This is a genomic window from Kluyvera huaxiensis, from assembly GCF_040149365.1.
In the GTDB taxonomy this organism is placed as follows: Bacteria; Pseudomonadota; Gammaproteobacteria; order Enterobacterales; family Enterobacteriaceae; genus Kluyvera; species Kluyvera intermedia_A.
The window spans coordinates 25,577-45,652 of sequence record NZ_JBEFLV010000019.1 but is presented as its reverse complement, the minus strand read 5'-3'; the positions used below and the strand labels follow the sequence as shown (position 1 = coordinate 45,652).

General features: G+C 51.4%; 22 protein-coding genes. 12 read left to right on the top strand and 10 right to left on the bottom strand.

The window, feature by feature from the left end:
* Positions 1 to 80 precede the first annotated feature (80 nt).
* The 6 genes from chbC (at position 81) to cedA (ending at position 5,282) form a co-directional block, all read left to right on the top strand.
* Positions 81 to 1,439 (top strand): PTS N,N'-diacetylchitobiose transporter subunit IIC, encoded by a 1,359-nt coding sequence (chbC, locus tag ABOC97_RS18160; protein WP_349600402.1) that lies wholly within the window; start codon positions 81 to 83, stop codon positions 1,437 to 1,439.
* 55 nt (positions 1,440 to 1,494) lie between these two features.
* Positions 1,495 to 1,842 carry a PTS N,N'-diacetylchitobiose transporter subunit IIA gene (gene chbA / locus ABOC97_RS18155; protein WP_234506132.1) on the top strand — a complete coding sequence of 116 codons (348 nt, stop codon included), beginning with the start codon at positions 1,495 to 1,497 and terminating at the stop codon, positions 1,840 to 1,842.
* Positions 1,843 to 1,867: 25 nt separating this feature from the next.
* On the top strand, positions 1,868 to 2,692 hold the full coding sequence (gene chbR, locus ABOC97_RS18150) for a transcriptional regulator ChbR (protein ID WP_234506128.1): 825 nt from the start codon (positions 1,868 to 1,870) through the stop codon (positions 2,690 to 2,692).
* A gap of 105 nt (positions 2,693 to 2,797) precedes the next feature.
* Complete coding sequence (locus ABOC97_RS18145) at positions 2,798 to 4,144, top strand: 6-phospho-beta-glucosidase (protein ID WP_234506124.1); 1,347 nt, start codon at positions 2,798 to 2,800, stop codon at positions 4,142 to 4,144.
* Positions 4,145 to 4,155: 11 nt separating this feature from the next.
* Entirely contained in the window at positions 4,156 to 4,911 is a 756-nt protein-coding gene (chbG, locus tag ABOC97_RS18140; RefSeq protein WP_234506121.1) for a chitin disaccharide deacetylase, read from the top strand.
* Between the two features lie 131 nt (positions 4,912 to 5,042).
* Complete coding sequence (gene cedA / locus ABOC97_RS18135; protein ID WP_234506118.1) at positions 5,043 to 5,282, top strand: cell division activator CedA; 240 nt, start codon at positions 5,043 to 5,045, stop codon at positions 5,280 to 5,282.
* Between the two features lie 103 nt (positions 5,283 to 5,385).
* Here the strand turns inward: cedA and ABOC97_RS18130 are convergent, their stop codons facing one another.
* The 4 genes from ABOC97_RS18130 to hxpB all read right to left on the bottom strand — a co-directional run bounded on the left by ABOC97_RS18130 (position 5,386) and on the right by hxpB (position 9,221).
* On the bottom strand, positions 5,386 to 6,777 hold the full coding sequence (locus ABOC97_RS18130) for an L-cystine transporter (protein ID WP_349600396.1): 1,392 nt from the start codon (positions 6,775 to 6,777) through the stop codon (positions 5,386 to 5,388).
* A 181-nt stretch (positions 6,778 to 6,958) separates the two neighbouring features.
* Positions 6,959 to 7,549: a metal-dependent hydrolase gene (locus ABOC97_RS18125; RefSeq protein ID WP_234506111.1), complete on the bottom strand. Its 591-nt coding sequence runs from the start codon at positions 7,547 to 7,549 to the stop codon at positions 6,959 to 6,961.
* Between the two features lie 89 nt (positions 7,550 to 7,638).
* Entirely contained in the window at positions 7,639 to 8,400 is a 762-nt protein-coding gene (kduD, locus tag ABOC97_RS18120; RefSeq protein ID WP_349600393.1) for a 2-dehydro-3-deoxy-D-gluconate 5-dehydrogenase KduD, read from the bottom strand.
* 152 nt (positions 8,401 to 8,552) lie between these two features.
* Positions 8,553 to 9,221, bottom strand: coding sequence for a hexitol phosphatase HxpB (gene hxpB, locus ABOC97_RS18115; protein ID WP_349600390.1), 669 nt, complete (start codon positions 9,219 to 9,221; stop codon positions 8,553 to 8,555).
* A 132-nt stretch (positions 9,222 to 9,353) separates the two neighbouring features.
* Here hxpB and ABOC97_RS18110 point away from each other — a divergent pair, with 132 nt between their 5' ends.
* On the top strand, positions 9,354 to 9,890 hold the full coding sequence (locus ABOC97_RS18110; protein WP_349600387.1) for a YniB family protein: 537 nt from the start codon (positions 9,354 to 9,356) through the stop codon (positions 9,888 to 9,890).
* 32 nt (positions 9,891 to 9,922) lie between these two features.
* On the opposite strand, the gene yciA is transcribed toward ABOC97_RS18110, so the two are convergent.
* From yciA to ABOC97_RS18095, 3 genes are read right to left on the bottom strand one after another with little or no spacing between them, the layout of a single operon-like run.
* Positions 9,923 to 10,321, bottom strand: coding sequence for an acyl-CoA thioester hydrolase YciA (gene yciA, locus ABOC97_RS18105; RefSeq protein ID WP_234506100.1), 399 nt, complete (start codon positions 10,319 to 10,321; stop codon positions 9,923 to 9,925).
* 15 nt (positions 10,322 to 10,336) lie between these two features.
* On the bottom strand, positions 10,337 to 10,876 hold the full coding sequence (locus ABOC97_RS18100) for a septation protein A (protein WP_234506097.1): 540 nt from the start codon (positions 10,874 to 10,876) through the stop codon (positions 10,337 to 10,339).
* 46 nt (positions 10,877 to 10,922) lie between these two features.
* Positions 10,923 to 11,666, bottom strand: a complete 744-nt coding sequence (locus tag ABOC97_RS18095) for a YciC family protein (RefSeq protein ID WP_349600382.1) — start codon at positions 11,664 to 11,666, stop codon at positions 10,923 to 10,925.
* A 391-nt stretch (positions 11,667 to 12,057) separates the two neighbouring features.
* Between ABOC97_RS18095 and ompW the strand changes: the two genes are divergently transcribed.
* The 4 genes from ompW to ABOC97_RS18075 all read left to right on the top strand — a co-directional run bounded on the left by ompW (position 12,058) and on the right by ABOC97_RS18075 (position 17,211).
* Positions 12,058 to 12,693 carry an outer membrane protein OmpW gene (ompW, locus tag ABOC97_RS18090; protein WP_349600379.1) on the top strand — a complete coding sequence of 212 codons (636 nt, stop codon included), beginning with the start codon at positions 12,058 to 12,060 and terminating at the stop codon, positions 12,691 to 12,693.
* Between the two features lie 268 nt (positions 12,694 to 12,961).
* Positions 12,962 to 13,855, top strand: a complete 894-nt coding sequence (locus ABOC97_RS18085) for a flagellin N-terminal helical domain-containing protein (RefSeq protein WP_349600377.1) — start codon at positions 12,962 to 12,964, stop codon at positions 13,853 to 13,855.
* A 399-nt stretch (positions 13,856 to 14,254) separates the two neighbouring features.
* Positions 14,255 to 15,733 carry a DUF1254 domain-containing protein gene (locus tag ABOC97_RS18080; RefSeq protein WP_349600532.1) on the top strand — a complete coding sequence of 493 codons (1,479 nt, stop codon included), beginning with the start codon at positions 14,255 to 14,257 and terminating at the stop codon, positions 15,731 to 15,733.
* A 14-nt stretch (positions 15,734 to 15,747) separates the two neighbouring features.
* Positions 15,748 to 17,211, top strand: coding sequence for a DUF1254 domain-containing protein (locus ABOC97_RS18075; protein WP_349600374.1), 1,464 nt, complete (start codon positions 15,748 to 15,750; stop codon positions 17,209 to 17,211).
* A gap of 53 nt (positions 17,212 to 17,264) precedes the next feature.
* Here ABOC97_RS18075 and ABOC97_RS18070 read toward each other — a convergent pair whose 3' ends face one another.
* The 3 genes from ABOC97_RS18070 to ABOC97_RS18060 form a co-directional block, all read right to left on the bottom strand.
* On the bottom strand, positions 17,265 to 17,531 hold the full coding sequence (locus ABOC97_RS18070) for a hypothetical protein (protein ID WP_349600371.1): 267 nt from the start codon (positions 17,529 to 17,531) through the stop codon (positions 17,265 to 17,267).
* Between the two features lie 99 nt (positions 17,532 to 17,630).
* A complete protein-coding gene (locus ABOC97_RS18065) occupies positions 17,631 to 18,263 on the bottom strand; it encodes a LysE family translocator (RefSeq protein WP_349600368.1) in 633 nt (210 codons plus the stop codon).
* Between the two features lie 325 nt (positions 18,264 to 18,588).
* Positions 18,589 to 19,536, bottom strand: coding sequence for a quinone oxidoreductase family protein (locus ABOC97_RS18060; RefSeq protein WP_349600366.1), 948 nt, complete (start codon positions 19,534 to 19,536; stop codon positions 18,589 to 18,591).
* Between the two features lie 75 nt (positions 19,537 to 19,611).
* Here ABOC97_RS18060 and ABOC97_RS18055 point away from each other — a divergent pair, with 75 nt between their 5' ends.
* Complete coding sequence (locus ABOC97_RS18055; RefSeq protein WP_349600364.1) at positions 19,612 to 20,067, top strand: MarR family winged helix-turn-helix transcriptional regulator; 456 nt, start codon at positions 19,612 to 19,614, stop codon at positions 20,065 to 20,067.
* Positions 20,068 to 20,076: the final 9 nt, after the last annotated feature.

Below are 20,076 nucleotides of genomic sequence, written 5' to 3'. Positions count from 1 at the left end.
TTTAATTATTTTTCCCGTCAAAGAGTTATTTCACTTACAATCGCCGCAATATTAATTGCGGCCCTTTAAGGGTATTTTCTATGAGTAAAGTGATCGATTCGCTTGAAAAGGTACTCCTTCCTTTTGCTGTTAAAATAGGAAAGCAGCCTCACATTAACGCCATTAAAAACGGTTTTATTAAATTAATGCCGCTGACCCTCGCGGGGGCCATGTTCGTATTAATTAATAACGTTTTCCTGAGCTTTGGTGAGGGGTCATTCTTCTATTCAATGGGCATTCGTCTGGATGCATCCACGATTGCAACTTTAGACAGCTTTAAAGCCATCGGCGGTAACGTTTATAACGGTACCCTGGGCATTATGTCGCTGATGGCTCCTTTCTTTATAGGTTCAGCTCTAGCAGAAGAACGCAAAGTTGACCCGATGGCGGCAGGTCTGCTTGCCGTTGCGGCCTTCATGACCGTTACCCCTTACAGCGTCGGCGATGCGTATGCGGTAGGCGCTAACTGGCTGGGCGGTCAGAACATCATCTCCGGTATGATTATCGGTCTGGTGGTAGCTGAGCTGTTCACCTTTGTTATCCGTCGCAACTGGGTGATTACGCTGCCAGATAGCGTGCCTTCATCGGTCGCGCGCTCTTTCTCCGCGCTGATTCCTGGCTTCCTGATCCTGTCCGTTTTCGGGATTCTCTCGTGGATTCTGACCTCTTACGGTAGCAACTTCCATCAGATAATCATGGACTCTATCTCCAAGCCGCTGGCGGCAATGGGCGGAGTCGTGGGCTGGGCGTATGTGGTCTTTAACTCCCTGCTGTGGTTCTTCGGTGTTCACGGTTCACTGGCGCTGACCGCGCTGGATAACGGCATCATGACCCCATGGGCTCTGGAAAACATCGCGCTGTACAACCAGTACGGTTCTGTTGATGCGGCAATCGCTGCGGGCCAGCAGTTCCACTTCTGGGCGAAACCAATGCTGGATTCTTACATCCTGCTGGGTGGTTCCGGTGCGACTCTGGGCTTGATTATCGCCATCTTTATCGCTTCTCGCCGCGCTGACCATCGTCAGGTTGCGAAACTGGCACTGCCATCAGGCATCTTCCAGATTAACGAACCGATTCTGTTTGGTCTGCCAATCATCATGAACCCGGTTATGTTCATCCCGTTCGTACTGGTGCAACCGATTCTGGCAGCCATCACTCTGGCGGCTTACTCAATGGGCATCATTCCTCCGGTCACTAACCTGGCTCCATGGACAATGCCAACCGGTCTGGGCGCATTCTTCAACAGTAACGGAAGCATCGCAGCTCTGTTTGTCGCTCTGTTCAACCTCTGTGTCGCCACGATGGTTTACATGCCGTTCGTGATGATTTCGAACAAAGCACAGCAGACCATTGAAGAAGAAGAAAGCGAAGAAGACATCGCTGCAGCTCTGAAATTCTAATGCCAATGCGGTATGGAGCGAGTCTCCATACCGCCCTCACAAAAAGGGAATAGTTATGTTTGATTTGGAAAATGTTGTTGCTGAGGACGTGCAGGAAAACGATCTCGAAGAAGTGGTGATGGGCCTGATTATCAACTCCGGGCAGGCGCGTAGCCTGGCATATGCCGCGCTGAAGCAGGCTAAGCAGGGTGATTTTGAAGGTGCAAAAGCCACTATGGACCAGTCCCGCGTTGCGCTGAGCGAAGCTCACCGTGTGCAGACGCAGTTAATTGAAAGCGATGAAGGCGAAGGGCGTATGAAAGTGAGCCTGGTGCTGGTTCATGCGCAGGATCATCTAATGACGTCAATGTTGGCCCGAGAGCTCGTTGCTGAATTGATCGAACTTCACGAGAAGGTACAATAGGCTTTTCCCTATGAGGCAACCAAAGATGATCAGCATGGAAATCAACACCGCCAGAGAACAACAGCTCTTTAACGGTAAGAATTTTCATGTCTTCATCTACAACAAAACGGAAAGCATCAGTGGGTTACACCAGCATGATTACTACGAGTTCACAATCGTACTGACCGGGCGCTACTATCAGGTTATCAATGGCAAACGGGTTATGCTGGAGCGCGGAGACTTTGTTTTCATCCCTATGGGTTCTCACCACCAGAGCTTCTATGAATTTGGTGCGACGCGAATCCTAAACGTTGGGATCAGCAAAGACTTCTTCGACACCCACTATCAGGCGCTGGTCCCGTTTGCTCTGGTTGCTTCGCAAGTCTATTCGATTAAAAGCACGTTTCTTAGCTACATTGAGTCGGTTATTGCATCACTTCACTTTCGCGAAACGGAATTTGACGAATTTATTGAACTGGTTTCCTTCTATGTGATTAATCGTCTGCGACATCACCGTGAAGAGCAGGCGCAGGATGTTACGCCGCAGTGGTTAAAATCCACCGTTGAAGCCATGCACGATAAATTAAAATTTGGTGAAGGGGCGTTGGAGAATATGGTCGAGTTATCCGGGAAAACCCAGGAATATTTAACCCGAGCCACTCAGCGCTACTATGGCAAAACACCAATGCAGATTATTAATGATATCCGCATTAACTTTGCCAAAAAACAACTGGAAATAACCAACTACTCGGTAACTGATATTGCGTATGAATCAGGTTATAGCAGCCCAAGTTTGTTTATTAAGACATTCAAAAAGCTGACCTCATTTACGCCAAGTAACTATCGTAAGAAGTTAACGGTTATCAAATAACGCGCTGCGATAATATTTCGTAGTTCTGAAACAAAGAATTTATCTCGCCGCATATTATGCGGAGGGTCAGCCACGCTTAGCTTGTGGATCTCTAGGGAGAAAGATATGAGCCAGAAATTAAAAGTCGTTACTATTGGTGGTGGTAGCAGCTATACGCCGGAATTGCTGGAAGGTTTTCTCAAACGCTATCACGAACTGCCGGTCAGCGAACTATGGCTGGTTGACGTAGAAGACGGGCAGGAGAAGCTGGATATTATCCACGCTCTGTGCCAGCGCATGGTAGAAAAAGCCGGCGTACCGATGAAGGTCTACAAAACTCTTAACCGCCGCGAAGCCTTGCAGGGTGCTGACTTTGTGACGACGCAGCTGCGCGTCGGCCAGCTCCAGGCTCGTGAAAAAGACGAACGTATCCCGCTGAGCCATGGTTATCTGGGGCAGGAAACCAACGGTGCAGGCGGCCTGTTTAAAGGTCTGCGTACCATTCCGGTGATTTTTGACATCATCAAAGATGTGCAGGAAATTTGCCCTGACGCGTGGGTCATCAACTTTACCAACCCGGCCGGGATGGTGACTGAAGCGGTTTACCGTCATACCAACTTTAAGCGCTTTATCGGCGTCTGTAACATTCCTATCGGGATGAAAATGTTCATCACCGACGTGCTGCGCCTGAGCGAGAGCGACGATCTTTCCATCGATCTCTTCGGCCTGAACCACATGGTCTTCATTCGCGATGTGCTGGTGAACGGCGAGTCCCGCTTTGCCGAACTGCTGGACGGCGTGGCTTCCGGTACGCTCTCCGCCAATACCGTGAAGAACATCTTCGATATGCCGTTCAGCGAAGGGCTTATCCGCTCTCTGAACCTGCTGCCGTGCTCTTATCTGCTGTACTACTTCAAGCAAAAAGAGATGCTGGCTATCGAAATGGGCGAGTACTACAAAGGCGGCGCCCGTGCTCAGGTGGTACAGAAGGTCGAGAAACAGCTGTTTGAGCTGTACAAAAATCCGGATCTGAACGTGAAGCCGAAAGAGCTGGAACTGCGCGGTGGCGCATACTACTCCGACGCAGCATGCGAAGTGATCAACGCCATCTACAACGATAAGCAGACCGAGCACTACGTTAATATTCCGCACCACGGGCATATCGACAATATTCCTGCTGACTGGTCTATCGAAGTGACCTCTATCCTCGGTCGCGATGGTGCGAAACCGCATCCGCGCGTAACGCATTTCGATGAAAAAGTGCTGGGTCTTATCCATACCATCAAAGGTTTCGAGGTTGCGGCAAGCAATGCAGCGCTGAGCGGTGAGTTTAACGATGTGCTGCTGGCGCTGAACTTAAGTCCGCTTATCCACTCTGATAAAGATGCAGAGATTCTGGCGCGTGAACTGATTCTGGCCCATGAAAAATGGCTGCCGAATTTCGCCGCCACCGTGGAGAAGCTGAAAAAGTGACAGGAGGCAGCATGGAACGTTTGTTAATCGTTAATGCCGATGATTTTGGTCTGAGCAAAGGGCAGAACTACGGTATTCTTGATGCCTGCAAAAATGGACTCGTGACCTCGACGACCGCGCTGGTGAACGGCGCGGCTATTGACCACGCGGCGAGTCTCAGCCGCCGCACGCCTGAACTGGCCGTTGGCATGCACTTTGTGCTGACGCTGGGCGAGCCGCTGTCACCAATGCCGGGGCTGACCCGCGAGGGGAAACTCGGCAAGTGGATCTGGCAGGTAGCAGAGGAAGGCGCGCTGCCGATGGATGAGATTGCTCATGAGCTTGAGTGTCAGTACAACCGCTTTGTTGAGTTGTTTGACGCGGAGCCAACGCACTTTGATAGCCATCATCACGTGCATATGATCCCGCAAATTTTCCCGCTGGTGGCGGAGTTTGCAAAATCAAAGGGCATTGCAATACGTATTGACCGCTCCATTGCGTATCCATTTGTTATTCCTGAAGGTCTGCGCAGCAGCGATGGTTTTAGCAGTGAGTTTTATGGCGAAGCCATTTCTGACGCGCTGTTCCTGCAAACCCTGGATAGCTCAGCGGCGCGCGGTGAACAGTCTGTTGAAGTGATGTGCCACCCGGCGTTTGTGGATAACACGATTATGGGCAGCGCATATTGCTACCCGCGCCTGGCGGAACTAGATGTATTGACCTCGGATTCGCTGAAGTACGCGATTGCGGAAAGAGGTTATCGTCTCGGTACTTACCGCGACGTGTAAGTGATTAACCCCCTCAACCCTTGCCCGGCAGCGATCCTGCCGGGCTTTTTTGTGTATGACGCGCACACGCTAATCCTGCTATCATAAGACTTTCCTGCTTTTGCCATTAATGATTGTGAATTTAACTGCTTATGAAACCGTTTCGCCAACAAAATCGGCAGATTATCAGCTATGTACCACGCAGCGAACCCGCTCCGCCAGACCATGCCGTTAAGGTAGAAGGTTTTCGCGATGTCTGGATGCTGCGCGGAAAGTATGTGGCATTTGTGCTGATGGGCAGCGCGTTTCAGCGCTCACAGGCGTTCAGTATTCCTGAGTCGGCCCAGCGTTGGGCTGTGCAGATGCGCCAGGATGGGGAAATCGACGCGTAAGGTTTTACGTTATCCGGATGCAAAAAAAAACGCTGATGAAAATCAGCGTTTTTTTATATCTCGTTTCGTCCGGCTGGCGTTTATCGCTCAGCCGGACGACCGATTAGCGATGCGCTAACTCGGCATCGTCTTCGCTATTGAGGATCTCTTTGTCGGTCTGGCGCAGCCACTGGCTGGTCAGGGTACCGGCGGTCATGGAACCGCTAACGTTCAGCGCGGTACGACCCATATCGATCAGCGGTTCAACGGAAATCAACAGCGCAACCAGCGTCACCGGCAGCCCCATGGCTGGCAGCACGATCAGCGCGGCGAATGTTGCCCCGCCACCCACGCCGGCAACGCCTGCGGAGCTTACGGTAACCATACCCACGAGGGTGGCAATCCACAGCGGATCCAGCGGGTTAATCCCGACGGTTGGCGCAACCATCACTGCCAGCATGGCAGGGTACAGACCGGCACAACCGTTCTGACCAATGGTCGCACCAAAGGATGCGGAGAAGCTGGCGATAGATTCCGGTACGCCAAGACGACGGGTCTGTGCTTCCACGTTCAGTGGAATAGACGCGGCGCTGGAGCGACTGGTGAAGGCAAAAGTCAGGACCGGCCATACTTTACGGAAGTATTTCAGCGGGCTGACGCCGTTGACACCCAGCAGAATGCCGTGCACCACGAACATGATGATAAGACCCAGATAAGACGCGACCACAAAGCTGCCGAGCTTGATGATGTCCTGCACGTTAGAACCGGCAACCACTTTGGTCATCAGCGCCAGCACGCCGTATGGCGTCAGCTGCATCACCAGACGTACCAGCTTCATCACCCAGCCTTGCAGCGTGTCGATAGCGGTCAGCACGCGTTGGCCTTTCGGCGCATCGTCTTTCAGCAGTTTCAGTGCGGCGACACCCAGGAAGGCGGCGAAGATAACCACGCTGATAATGGAGGTAGGGTTAGCCCCGGTCAGGTCTGCAAACGGGTTTTTCGGCACGAAGGAGAGCAGGAGCTGCGGTACGCTCAGGTCAGCGACTTTACCGGCGTAGCTACTCTGAATGGCATTCAGACGTGCGGTTTCAGCCGTACCCTGTACCAGACCTTCGGCGGTCAGGCCAAACAGATTGGTCACCAACACACCGACCAGCGCGGCAATCAGCGTAGTGAACAGCAGCGTACCGATGGTCAGAATACTGATTTTACCCAGCTGGGAAGCGTTATGCAGACGAGCGACGGCGCTCAGAATTGAGGCAAATACCAGCGGCATGACGATCATTTGCAGCAGCTGAACATAGCCGTTACCGACCACGTTAAACCACTGAATGGAATCTTTCAGTACTGGATTATCGGAACCGTAGATCAGTTGCAGAGCGAGTCCAAAGACCACGCCAACAACCAGACCGACCAACACCTTTTTGGCCAGACTCCACTGTTTGTGGCGAGTCTGTGCCAATGCAAACAGCAATACGACGAACACGATAATGTTCGCGACTAGTGGAAAGTTCATCCCCGTTCTCCTGAAGAAGTATTGTCCACGCCGTCCGGCGCCATTTCATGGCGCTGCGGCGTGTGTTTTTTTAGAACAAATCCGAGAGGATTTGCCTGGATGTGAGAAGGGTAACAGAACTGGAATCACAACCTTATATCCAAATGGAATTGATTATGCCAAAAGTGTGATTTCTGTTGAATTATTGTTCAGCACGTCGATGAATAAAGCGATTAAAGTCTGTTTGTAGCATGTTGATCATCGACGATGACCAGCGCACGGCGCTGTTCTCCGGCAGCGATTGCGGCATAAAAACAGCGTAGGCGAACAGCGCCATACACAGCACGCGCTCCAGCTGGTTCCCTTTACGCGGTGCAAGAATAGGAAAACGGAAACGCCAGCGGCAGGGCCAGAGCAGCGGAACGCCAGCGGGGGTGAGCATATCGGCAAGAATGTGGCTCAGATAGCCGAGCACCATACCCTGCACCGCATCGGCAGGCACAATCCAGCTATCGGGCACTTTCAAATAGAACAGCGTCAGGGCGCCAAACACCGCGAGCAGACTGTGGGTAAAGCCCCTATGGCCAAACATGCGGGCAATGGGTTTGGACAGCCAGCTAAGCCGCTGCCCGAGCAGCGAACGCGGGTGGTCAATATCCGGCAGCAGACAGGTCAATATCGCCGATGGCACGATGTGCCACCAGTCACCTTGCGCCAGCACTGGCGTCAATTCGGCATTTTTAGCAAACACCGCGCAGGCGATGGAAAAGAGCAGATGACCTTCCGCCGTCATGATAAAACCCATTGTTCTGTAAATTCATACAGTATAGGGTTTTTATACAGTAGGCGGAAGAGGTTACAGTGTAACTCTTTGTCAAAAATTTAACGTGCGAGCCAGCCACCATCAACGGCTACCGTATAGCCGCTGATGTAGTCCGCAGCCGCTGAGGCAAGAAACACCACCGGGCCTTTGAGGTCTTCTGGTGTACCCCAGCGAGCGGCAGGGATACGGTCGAGTATCGCTTTGCTGCGGTCGGCGTCGTCACGCAGTTGCTGGGTGTTATTCGTCGCCATATAACCCGGCGCGATAGCGTTCACATTAATGCGATGCTGCGCCCATTCATTGGCCAGCAGGCGGGTGATACCTAATACGCCGCTTTTTGAGGCGGTGTAGGATGGCACACGAATGCCGCCCTGGAAAGAGAGCATTGAAGCAATATTAATAATTTTTCCACCGCTATCCTGGGCCAGAAATTGCCTGGCCACCGCCTGCGCCAGGAAAAAGACCGACTTAAGATTGAGATTCATTACCTCATCCCAGTCCTTCTCGCTAAAGCTCAGCGCATCTTCGCGGCGAATGGTTCCGGCATTGTTCACCAGAATATCAATCCGGCCAGCCGCCGCCACGGCTGCGGGGACAATATCAGCAATACTCTCAGGCTGGCTGAGATCGGCCTGAATCGGGTACAAACGGCGTCCCAAAGCCTGCACTTTTTCCGCCGTTTCATGCGGTACGCTGCGGCTGACGCTGACGATATCGCACCCGGCTTCCGCCAGCCCTAGCGCCATGCCTTGACCCAGACCTTTATCGCACCCGGTGACGAGCGCAACTTTACCTTGCAGATTGAAAGCATTAAGAATCATGTCGACCCCTGTATACGGTTTTTATCGTTATGAGATGACCTACAGGGCAAAGCATAGTGGGGAGAAACAAAAAACTCAAACAAAAATAAAACAGCGTTTCATTTTTATGATTTGGTTGGTATTTGCGGGCACAAACTGTGCCCGCATCACCATTACCCGAGAAGATTTTCGCGGGTGAGGGACTCGAGCGACGGGAGTTTGACATCGGCGAGGCTAAAGCGCGGGTCAAGCTGACTTTCCGCCGCAGGAACGACGATAGAACGCATGCGCGCCGCTTTGCTGGCAATCATGCCATTAACGGAATCTTCCAGCGCCACGCAGCACGTTGGGTCAACGCCCAGTTCAGCCGCGCAGTTGAGATAGACCAGCGGATGCGGCTTGCTGTATGCCAGCGTGTCGGCGGAGGCCAGCGCGTCAAACTGGCCGCGCAGATCGAACATGGTCAACACTTTCTCGAGCATATACAGCGGCGAGGCGGAGGCCAGACCGACCTTTAATCCTTCCGCTTTGCACAGCGCAACCGCTTCACGCACGCCCGGCAGCAGTGGCTGAGATGCTTCAACCTGAGCAATAACGCGGGCAATGATACGTTGAACGACCGTTGCGCAGTCCGGGCCGCTCCATGGCTGCTGGGCAAACCACAGGCCGACCACCAGGTCGATGCGTAAACCGCGAGTATCAGGAAGCTCATGGCGACGGGTAAAGTCGACGCCCAGCTCGCCCAGAACTTCATGTTCGGCACGATCCCACAACGGCTCGGAATCGATCAGTAATCCATCCATGTCGAAAATGGCGGCTTTTATTTGGCGCTCGGCGGACATAACTACCTCTCCTTTAGGATAACGAATACAGGGGAATGGTATATCATATCGCGCGTAAAGTCGGGCGAAAGTCGCCATCAGCAGATAGACTGAGGCTGAGTCCCGAATAAAGCGTCTAAACAAGGGGAACCCATGACGTATCAACAAGCTGGACGCATTGCCATTCTTAAGCGTATTGCCGGGTGGATTATCTTTATACCCGCGCTGATTTCGACACTGATTTCGGTGCTGAAATTCATGTATGAACACAGTGCAAAACAGCCTGGCATTGATGCCGTGATGATGGATTTTGTTCACGTAATGGTGGACATGATGCGTTTTAATACACCGTTCTTGAATGTGTTCTGGTACAACTCGCCGCAGCCAGACTTTCACAATGGGCTAAATGTTCTGTTCTGGATTATCTTCGCGCTGATCTTTATCGCGCTGGCAATGCAGGATTCCGGTGCGCGAATGGCGCGTCAGGCGAAACACCTACGTGAAGGGGTTGAAGATCAGCTGATTCTGGAGAAGGCGAAAGGGGCGGAAGGGCTGAGCCGCGAAGCGCTGGAAGCTCGCGTGGAAGTACCGCGTCATACTATTTTTGTGCAGTTTTTCCCGCTCTACGTTCTGCCGATTATCGTGATTGTTATCGGCTACTTCGTATTAAAAGTGCTGGGCTTTCTCTAAAAGCAACAAGCCCGGCGAGGCCGGGCTTGAAATTATGCGGCTGGAATCGCGCGCGGTTTACCTTGAGGGTCGACCGCGACGTAGATAAACAGCGCTTCGGTCGCTTTATAGCGCTGGCCGATAGGCTCTGATGAAACCTTCTTGACCCACACTTCAATATTGATGGTAACGGAAGAGTTGCCGCGTTTGACGCAGCGGGCGTAGCAGCACACCACATCCCCCACCGCGACGGGCCGCAGAAACGTCATGCCATCCACCCGAACGGTGACAACCCGCCCGTGCGCGACTTCTTTTGCCAGTATGGCGCCGCCAATATCCATTTGCGACATCAGCCAACCGCCGAAAATATCGCCGTTGGCATTGGTATCCGCGGGCATCGCTAATGTGCGTAATACCAGCTCACCCTGAGGAGCGTCATTTTGCTGTGTCATTCTTATTCTCTGTGCTTACTTATGGTCGTCTTGAGGCATATGGCGATAGATGTAAACCCCGCTCAGCACGGTGAATACCAGCGTCAGCGCCGTGAGGCCAAACACCTTAAAGTTTACCCAAATGTTTTGCGGTAGCCAGAAGGCGATGTAAATATTTGCCAGCCCACAGAGAATGAAAAAGATGGCCCAGGCGACGTTCAGTTTCCCCCAAACGGCTTCTGGCAACGTTATCTCTTTACCCAGCATGCGCTGGATCAGCGGCTTTTTCATCACCCACTGGCTTACCAGCAGCGCACCGGCAAACAGAGCGTAAATCACGGTGACTTTCCACTTGATAAACTCGTCGTTGTGGAAGAACAGGGTCAGGCCGCCAAACACCGCCACCAGAACAAAGGTAATCAACGCCATTTTTTCGACTTTGCGATAGCGTACCCAGCTATAAATTAACACCACGGCAGTGGCGACGATCAGCGCCGAGGTTGCTGCATAGATGTCATAAATCTTGTAAAAGGCGAAGAAGACAACCAGCGGTAAAAAATCCAGAAACTGCTTCATACTTCGATTCCGTAGTTCAGGGCTGCCCGCGACGGGCAGCATCAGATTATTTGCGAATAAGCATATAGACGCGGAACAAATAGACCAGCAACAGGGCGGAAACCAGGTTGCTCAACGCATTCACCACCACCGCACCGATATAGGGTGTCAACACGGCAAAGCTGGATGCGAACAGCAGCAGCAGCGTTTTTGCCAGCATCCAGCCAACCACCGCTGGGGCGATAATACGGATATTGGCCCAGCCCAGACGAATGCTGCTGCGCATGGCAGCGAAGACGCCCAGTTTATCCTGCACCATCATCACCGGCGCGAAGGCCAGCACGATGGCGAGCAGAATACCCGGTACCACAATAAACATCACGCCCATCTGAATCAGGAACGTACTGATAAAGATAAGCAGCAGCAGTTTTGGCAGAACCGGCGCGCTGGCGCCAATCGCCCGCAGCGCGCTGACCGGTTGCCCAGCGGAGATCAGTTGGATCATCAGCAGAATACCGCCTGCCAGAATGGCGTTGCCAATCAGTCCGGCAAACGTTGAGGCTGCGGAAGACTGCAGCAGGATCTGCTGTTGTTCCGGGGTCATGTTCTGTACCAGGTCGAACAGGCCGGTGCTCCCGGTCAGATGATCTCCAACCGTCAGCGTAGCAAGTTGCTCATCGCTGGGAGAAAAAGCATGGCCGAGCACCACCGTGATAAATGAACAGAGCAATGAAATCAGTAAGATGGTGACAAACTGATTGCGAAAAAAATTACCCGTGTCACGGTATACAGACTGCGCCGTGATAGACATGCACTCTCCTTGAGTATGGCAGGTGTTAATTAGCCGGCAATTGTACCGCAAATCGCGCGGGCGTAGCACTCTTCGCACAAGCCCCTCTAAGTATATCTTTGTAAAGAAGAAGCCGTATTGACGGCGTATTGAGCATGCGGTTCAGACCGCCCGTTACCTTTCTCCCTTTTTGATGGAGATTAATTCGCCTGAATGACGGCTATAACGTCGAATCTTTCACTAAATGCGAAAATTGATTTGGGTATTAATCACGGATAGTTAGTAAAAGGTAAAAATTAATCTGGATCAATAAATGTTAAATCATATGACTTAGTGTGATCCGTGACGGATCAAAAGTAACTCGTTATGGGTATATTTGCCGCGCCAGAAAAACCATAATGAGGAAGTGGATATGAAAAAGTTAGCAGTGGTTGCACTTGCGTTAAGTACATTGTCGGGTGGCGCATGGGCGCATGAAGCAGGGGAGTTTTTCATTCGCGCGGGGTCGGCGACGGTTCGCCCAACGGAAGGGTCCGATAACGTACTGGGTAGCCTTGGTGGCTTTAACGTCAGTAACAACACGCAGCTAGGTTTAACCTTCACCTACATGGCGACGGACAATATCGGTATTGAGCTGTTAGCCGCCAGCCCGTTCCGCCACAAAGTGGGCACCGGGCCAACCGGTGATATTGCGACCGTACACCAATTACCACCGACGCTGATGGCGCAATGGTACTTTGGCGATGCGCACAGTAAATTCCGGCCGTACGTTGGCGCCGGTATTAACTACACCACCTTCTTTGACAACGATTTTAATGATACGGGTAAAAAGGCTGGGCTTTCCGATCTGAGTCTCGACGACTCCTGGGGCGCTGCCGGGCAGGTGGGTCTCGACTATCTGATCAATCGTGACTGGCTGCTGAACATGTCCGTGTGGTACATGGATATCGACACCAACGTTAAATTTAAAGCCAACGGCGTCAACCAGAGCGTCAGTACTCGCCTCGACCCGTGGGTGTTTATGTTCTCGGCGGGCTATCGTTTCTGATTTTTTCTGCAACATCCTTGTGCAAAGCTGGTCGCTATTTGACCAGCTTGTTCCACTCTTTCCCACGCGAGTTGTTATCGACGATTGTCGGCATAACCTTCGAAGTCATCCATTTCATCGTTCCCGCATAATTGATTCAACGCTAAAGGTTTCTTTTTTTCCTGGTTTTGTTAATACATTCATATGATTAATTAACTGATCCGATGTGTCGCTTTAATCGTTCTGAAGGATAAGCCTGTCGGTAGGCTTTCTATTAGGAGAACGAAGAGTGTCTTTATCCATTTTTACTAGCACGTCATCAATGGCTTCAATGAATGCATTAAATCAATCTAATAACGTACTCTCTACAGCGATGGAACGGCTGGGTACGGGGAAGCGTATCAATTCTGCTGCTGATGATGCAGCTGGTTTACAGATAGCCACGCGCCTCGAGGGACAAAACCGGGGGATGTCGGTGGCGCAGCGTAATATCGCTGATGCAACTGCACTATTGCAGGTTGGCGAGGGCGCTTTCGATGAGGCGACCAATATCATGCATCGAATGAAAGATTTAGCGACTCAGTCGGCGAATGATACGAATAGCGTCAAAGACCGGGAGGCTATTAATGTTGAGCTCACGGAGCTGTTTTCTGAACTAGGAAACTTGTTGGGCAATACATCTTTTGCGGGTGAGAAATTGCTTGGCGAACAAATGTCAAACGGCAATATTGATTACTCAAATGCTAAACTTTATAAAGACATGAATATCCAAATTGGTGCCAGTGCCGATGAAAGTATGACAGTAGAGGTTGGGCTGTCACTGGATACGGCTATGATTGCCATCTATGAAGTTACGGTAAACCATACTGATGCAAATGGTGCATTTAATATCAGCGACTCCAGTGGTGCACAATCGCTAATAAATCAGTTGGATGAGGCATTAGATCAATCTGGTCAGTTTCGTTCTGATTTGGGTGCAACAATTAATCGTCTGGGCCATACCTCCGCAAATCTTGCGAATATGAAGGACAATACAGAACTGGCATTAGGAAATATTCAGGATGCAGATTACGCTGCAGAGGCTTCTTCAATGTCGCGAAGCCAGCTGCTGTCACAAACGAGTATGTCGATGTTGAAGCAGTCCAACAGCATGCAAGGCATGGTGATGTCGTTGCTTGGATGATAGATACAATAAGTTTTAATAAAGAAAACTTATCTGTATTACATAATCGTTAAACTGATTTCACAAAACATGATTTTTGTAGAAACCCGCTCCGGCGGGTTTTTTTCGTGTGAAAACGCATTAGAAACAACATAGTAACCCGCGTAAAAAAATCCCTTTATAGAATGGATAAATCGGCTGTATGAGGTTGTGTTTCTAAACTGCATTTCGAGCGGGGGGACGTATAAGGGGCTAAGCCGCAATCGATAAAGAGATAAGTAATCGAAAACGCTACTTTTTATTAACATAAACTATACTTCCAGCAGCTTTCGGTATCGTCAGTGCCTGAGTTACAACCTGATGCTGAGTGCCGGGATGCAAAACACCGAGTATTTCTTCCTTTTGGCACAGGACGGTATGATGAAACGTCGAGTCATGACATCTGCAATTCTATTAGCACTGTTGATTTCGCATCCCGCACTCTCCGTCGAGGCACCGCTTTCGCCTCTCATGAAGCAATTAAATAACGGCAACTGGCTCCCGCAAGAAGAAGCGCAGTCGCTCAGCGATGAGCTCTATTACCAGGATGCCGTACAGGCTTACATCCAGACGTTACCATTATTAAATACCATCGGTTTACGAGACGGCTCGGAAGCCGCGTTCGGCAAAGGCTACAACGTGCTACCCATCTGGAAGGAACGTATGGATAGTCGTGCCGTTGTACCGACGCCTAACGGTGATGTCATTTATTCGATGAGTTACCTGGATTTAAAAGAAACAGGTCCTTTGGTGGTTAAGGCTCCGGCCAACGTTATTGGGATGTTTACCGACTTCTTCCAGAAAACAATTACCGATGTCGGTGCTATTGGTCCGGATCGCGCCCGTGGCGGCCTCTATTTACTGCTTCCGCCAGACTACGAAGGGCCAGTGCCTCAGGGGTATTACGTTTTTAAATCCTCTACCTACAACGTATTCCTGTTTTTCAGAACCATTATGGGGAAAGGTGATGGCAAACCTGATCCAACCCCGGCGGTGAAGAATGCCGAGACAACGCGGATTTACCCCTTGTGGGATGTAGAAAAAGAAGTCAAACCTATGCAGTTCCCGGATGCCAGCGGTAAGCGTGTCAACATGATGTATCCGACAGATGCTAGCTACTGGCAGAAAGTGAAGGAGTTTGTGGATTACGAACCGCTGACGGCTATCCCTGATGCAACCCGTAGCGCATTGTTGAGTATCGGGATAGTCAAAGGTAAACCGTTCGCGCCGACGGAAAAACAGCAGGGGATGTTAAAAAAAGCGGTAGAAGCCGCTCCGCGTATGATCCTCGCTCGCCGGCAGGTTGGTCGCGACGATCAGCGCCAGCTCTACTATAAAGACCGGCAGTGGGAAACGTCCTGGGCCGGTGCTACCGCTGAGTGGATGCAGTACGGCACGATGGACACTAACCAGCGCGCTGCGTTTTTCCAGATTGCTTACTCCAGCGCAGCTGCAATGGTGATGCACACCACCGGTGCGGGTTCCAAATACCCGTTTGCCACGAAGGATAACAGCGGTAAGTTCCTGGATGGCAGCAGTACTTACAAACTGCATCTACCGCCGAACCCGCCAGCCGCGCTCTTCTGGGCGGTCACCGCCTATAACATTACCGATGGCACCATGCCAGAAACTGACCAGTTACTGCCATCGACTAATGGTTATTACAACATTCCCAAAAATCAGGATGGTTCTATAGATCTCTGGTTTGGACCGAGCAAACCTGAAGGCGTGGCGGACAGTGCATTTATTAAAACGGTGTCCGGTCGTAATTTCCTCGTTGCATTGCGCCTTTACGGCACAGAGGACGGTTTCTACGACCAGACCTGGGTACCGGATGATTTGGTGCAAACGAATAAGTAAAAATGAGGAATAAGATGAAAATTCGATACCTGGCATTGTTCACTACGCTGACATTAAGTGCGGGTGCGTTCGCACAGAGCGCCCCTCTCACTATTCCGCATCCGACGAAATTCGACCAGCTAACGCAACCCTCAGCCGATGTCACCATGCCCGAGGCTTACGTTAAGGCAATAGCGCAGCAGGCATACATCTGGGGCTGGCCGATGGTTAACCAGTTTAATCGCCGTGAAACCATCACCAAAGCGCCTTATCCTGCGCTTAACGGTGGGATGGTCCCGGTGGCTCCGATGGGGCAGCTGAGTATGCTCACCGATTACATTAAGCCAGAAGAGACTTTCGTCACCTGTCCTAACCAGGATGTGGCTTATGGCCTGGGATTCTTTGAACTGGAAAAAGGCCCCATTGTTATTCAGGTGCCAGACTTCGGCAGTCGTTTTTGGGTTTACGCTATCTATGACGCCCGAACGAATCAGATTGGTAACGTAGGCAAACCTTATGGCACAAAACCTGGTTTCTATTTGCTGGTAGGCCCAGACTGGAAAGGGGAAACGCCAAAAGGGATTAACGGTGTTATCCGCTCATCGACCGAAATGGCGAACGTTATTCCGCGGGTTCAGATGGATGACACGTCGGAAGACAGAAAGGCTATTCAGGCTCCGATCAAAGAAATCATGACCTATCCGCTGAGCCAATTCGACGGGAAGATGAAATCCTTCGAATACGCCAATATTCCTGCTATTGGCGATAAACCTGATGCCAGTTCAGGCGAAACGAAATGGGTTATTCCAGAAAAATTCTTCGACCAGTTCGCGAATGTTCTGGATAAAGTGCCGCCGCTGCCGGGAGAGGAGGCGATGTATGCCCAGTTCCGTCACCTGGTTGAGGCTGGTAAGAAAAAACCGGAAATTCGTAAGTGGATGGATGAAACCGCCGTTGAAACGGACAAAACGGTGATTACTGAGTTCTTCAAATGGAAAAACAATGGCGTTCCCGCAGGTAACGGCTGGAATCGTTCGAAGCATAATGCTGAGTTTGGCGTCGATTACTACAATCGTACCGGCACGGCGAAATCGAACATGTTCGACAATAAGCCGAACGAAACCCAGTACTTCTACACTGATGACGATGCCAGCGGTATGCAGCTCTCAGGTGACAAGAGCTACACGGTAACCTTCCCGAAAGGTGAGCTTCCACCGGTGAAAGGCTTCTGGTCACTGACGCTGTATAACAGTAAGCATCTTTTCAGCCCAAATGAGCTCAACCGATACTCGCTGGGCACCAAAAACAAGAATCTGAAGTTTAACGATGATGGTTCTCTAACACTTTATGTCAGCAAAACCCGTCCTGCGGAAGACAAAATTAACAACTGGCTCCCAGCTCCTGACGGGATGTTCTCGCTGTATATTCGCGCTTATTGGGGTGAGAAACCGATAATTGACGGGACCTGGCAACCGCCAAAAATTGAAACACTGAAATGATGAAGAAGGAGGGGCGTCATAAGTCTGGCGCCTCAACCCATTTTTCAGGACGCTTAATGCTTTTGTCTGTTACTTTTCATTGCATCTTGCTTACCCGGGTTGCATTGCTGTTTTGTCCCGGGCAGATAAAATTTTCCTGATATATCCGGATTGCTTCCGCCGGGGCAACCCGCGCGGCCTGGAGCAGAGACCGTATCACTACCATCAGAACCGTTTCCGCCATCAGAAACAGTTCCTCCATCACCACCGTTACCGCCATCGGCAGCACTTACTGCGAATGTGCATAAGATGAAAAAACAAACTAAAACATGTCTGATCATAAAATATCTTCCTTGTTAACCATAATACGTTCAATTAAACGCCGTACGCTGGAACCATCGCAGGGCGTGCAAAGGCGCGGGTCCATCTTTTACCCATAGCTAGCGGCGGGATTCGGTGGCGATATTAACGGCAAGTCCGGTTAAGACGCCGCCCATTAGCCAGCGCTGGACGACTGCAAATGACGGTTTGCGTACCAGAAACAGTGCGATTGTTCCTGCCGAAATAGCCACCATGGCATTAATCGATACGCTAATCACAATTTGCGTCATCCCCAGCACCAGCGATTGCGTCAGCACGCTGCCGTGGGCCGGGTTAATAAACTGTGGTAACAGTGACAGGTAGACGATGGCAATTTTGGGGTTGAGCAGGTTGGTCAAAAGTCCCATCAAAAATAGCTTACGCGGGCTGTGCTGCGGCAGTTCTTTTAGCTGGAACGGCGAGCGACCGCCGGGGCGCACGGACTGCCAGGCCATCCACAATAGATAAAGGACACCGGCAATTCTCAACGCGTCGTAAGCGTAAGGAACGGCCATCATCAGCGCCGTCAGACCAAACGCGGCGCTGACCATATAGACGATAAAACCGAGCGCCACGCCGCCAAGTGACACCAGGCCTGCCGTACGACCTTGTGAAATGGACCGTGAAATCAGGTAGATCATATTAGGGCCGGGGGTGAGGGCCATACCGAGCGACACCAATGCGAAGGCGAGAATATTGTGGAAATCAGACATGGCGGGCTCCAGCTTAGCGACTGTTTTTCATACTACGACTTCCGCTTTTGCCGGGCGAGAGATTTATCAATCAACTATGAATTCAGGTAGAACAGCAGATACAGTCGGCTCGAAAAGTCTCGCGCTGTCGGGTTAACCATTGTTGTTCCGACACCGTCAGACAGGTAAAAAAAAGCCCGCATAGAATGCGGGCAAAAATACTGGAAGCAATGTGAGCAATGTCGTACCGAATACCTGAGCGATTTGCTCAACCATTCGGTAATGAGAAAGATAATAGTTCTCATCTAAGATATCAACCCCAACTTTTGTGTGAAAGCGATTTTTTTTACCCGACGAGAAAAACGGTTCGTTTCTGGCTGTTATCCAATGGCCATGCCGTCGCCACATCGCAAAGCCTTGCTGGTGTGGTGGCAATAGTGAAACCGCCAATGGCCGCCGCTTGCAGCATTTCGCCTGTTGCCTGTAAAAGTTCAGGCATCGACAGACTTCCGATGCCGCTGCCCATCAGCTGCAGCGGGGCAGATCGTAGAACCGCGCCATTGATCGAGATGTCTGCGCCAGCCAGCGAACCGACCTGCACATAGCGGATTGGCGACTGCCCCGGGCTGCGTTTTGCCAGTATCGGCAACAGTAATTCAGCGCTGTGGCCCCACAAATAATCCACCACCACGTCAATCTGCTGACTGGCCAGCTCGGCAAATTGCACATTGAGCACCGCATCGTCCGCCGTCAACAACACACAGGCATCCGCCCCCAGTGATGCCAGCGCCTGCGGATTTCGCCCGGTCGCAATCACCTTTTTCGCACCTAAATAGCGCGCTATTTGTACCGCCAGCTGTCCGGCAGTGCCGGTGGCGCCGTTAATCAACACCGTTTCACCGGCTTTAAACGCCGCGCGTTTAACCAACGCCGCCCACGCGGACATTCCGGGATTAGCCATTGCGGCGGCGGTTACATCGTCTAACGCATCGGGCAATGGCAGGCAATGTTTTAACGCCACAGGAGCAAATTGCGCCATGCTGCCCCACGGTGCGGTGGGAAAGGCAAAATAGACCCGCTGGCCGTCGGGCAGCGTACCGGTCCCGTCGATACCGACGCCAAACGGCAGAGTGCCGTCAAAGCTGTAATGTTTACCGCTGGCACGGCTTTTTACTACGTGGCTGATGGCGGACGCGCTGACGCTCACCAGCGTGTGTTGTTCTTTCGGTTGCGGGTCGGCAAAGTTTGCCCAAACCGGCCCCTGGGCGAGGTCAAAGACCACGGCTGCTTTCATAATAGTGTCTCCGTAAGCTATTTATGTGTAAAATGCACATATCAGATAACGGCACTATACACCGCTGGATAATATATGCAATCTGCACATAATAAATATGACATCACCGAGTTCCATGGCGCGCTGCTTGATATCATTGGCGTAATGAATCAGCCTGTCCGCGACGAACAGTTGCTGCAGGCGGCGGGCGTCCAGTTAGATCAAATTCTCTTTCCGCTGCTGGTGGCTATTGGCCGCTGCGGTCCTGTCGGTGTGGTTGAGCTGGCGGATAATCTGGGGCGCGACTACACCACAGTCAGTCGGCAGGTGAAAAAACTCGAAGCGCAGTCTTTGGCGCACAAGCAGCCGAACGCGCAGGACCGACGAATCAGTGAAGTGACGTTGAGTGAACAGGGAAGAGCGATTTTTGATGCCATTGCGGTGGCCAGGCAAAAGCTGATGAATCAGGTGCTGGCGGCATGGTCACCGGAAGAGGTCGCTGCACTGTTTCGCTTAACGCGTAAATACGCGGACAGCTTGCAGCAAAAATAGGCCGCCTGA

Excerpts from the sequence above, each read along its gene's own strand:
- hxpB (WP_349600390.1), bottom strand. The coding sequence starts at position 9,221 with ATGTCCGCCGAGCGCCAAATAAAAGCCGCCATTTTCGACATGGATGGA.
- chbR (WP_234506128.1), top strand. The coding sequence starts at position 1,868 with ATGATCAGCATGGAAATCAACACCGCCAGAGAACAACAGCTCTTTAAC.
- ABOC97_RS18060 (WP_349600366.1), bottom strand. The coding sequence starts at position 19,536 with ATGAAAGCAGCCGTGGTCTTTGACCTCGCCCAGGGGCCGGTTTGGGCA.
- ABOC97_RS18130 (WP_349600396.1), bottom strand. The coding sequence starts at position 6,777 with ATGAACTTTCCACTAGTCGCGAACATTATCGTGTTCGTCGTATTGCTG.
- ABOC97_RS18125 (WP_234506111.1), bottom strand. The coding sequence starts at position 7,549 with ATGACGGCGGAAGGTCATCTGCTCTTTTCCATCGCCTGCGCGGTGTTT.
- chbC (WP_349600402.1), top strand. The coding sequence starts at position 81 with ATGAGTAAAGTGATCGATTCGCTTGAAAAGGTACTCCTTCCTTTTGCT.
- yciA (WP_234506100.1), bottom strand. The coding sequence starts at position 10,321 with ATGACACAGCAAAATGACGCTCCTCAGGGTGAGCTGGTATTACGCACA.
- ABOC97_RS18075 (WP_349600374.1), top strand. The coding sequence starts at position 15,748 with ATGAAAATTCGATACCTGGCATTGTTCACTACGCTGACATTAAGTGCG.
- ABOC97_RS18070 (WP_349600371.1), bottom strand. The coding sequence starts at position 17,531 with ATGATCAGACATGTTTTAGTTTGTTTTTTCATCTTATGCACATTCGCA.
- ABOC97_RS18100 (WP_234506097.1), bottom strand. The coding sequence starts at position 10,876 with ATGAAGCAGTTTCTGGATTTTTTACCGCTGGTTGTCTTCTTCGCCTTT.
- ABOC97_RS18055 (WP_349600364.1), top strand. The coding sequence starts at position 19,612 with ATGCAATCTGCACATAATAAATATGACATCACCGAGTTCCATGGCGCG.
- chbG (WP_234506121.1), top strand. The coding sequence starts at position 4,156 with ATGGAACGTTTGTTAATCGTTAATGCCGATGATTTTGGTCTGAGCAAA.
- ABOC97_RS18145 (WP_234506124.1), top strand. The coding sequence starts at position 2,798 with ATGAGCCAGAAATTAAAAGTCGTTACTATTGGTGGTGGTAGCAGCTAT.
- chbA (WP_234506132.1), top strand. The coding sequence starts at position 1,495 with ATGTTTGATTTGGAAAATGTTGTTGCTGAGGACGTGCAGGAAAACGAT.
- kduD (WP_349600393.1), bottom strand. The coding sequence starts at position 8,400 with ATGATTCTTAATGCTTTCAATCTGCAAGGTAAAGTTGCGCTCGTCACC.
- ABOC97_RS18080 (WP_349600532.1), top strand. The coding sequence starts at position 14,255 with ATGAAACGTCGAGTCATGACATCTGCAATTCTATTAGCACTGTTGATT.
- ABOC97_RS18110 (WP_349600387.1), top strand. The coding sequence starts at position 9,354 with ATGACGTATCAACAAGCTGGACGCATTGCCATTCTTAAGCGTATTGCC.
- ompW (WP_349600379.1), top strand. The coding sequence starts at position 12,058 with ATGAAAAAGTTAGCAGTGGTTGCACTTGCGTTAAGTACATTGTCGGGT.
- ABOC97_RS18065 (WP_349600368.1), bottom strand. The coding sequence starts at position 18,263 with ATGTCTGATTTCCACAATATTCTCGCCTTCGCATTGGTGTCGCTCGGT.
- cedA (WP_234506118.1), top strand. The coding sequence starts at position 5,043 with ATGAAACCGTTTCGCCAACAAAATCGGCAGATTATCAGCTATGTACCA.
- ABOC97_RS18095 (WP_349600382.1), bottom strand. The coding sequence starts at position 11,666 with ATGTCTATCACGGCGCAGTCTGTATACCGTGACACGGGTAATTTTTTT.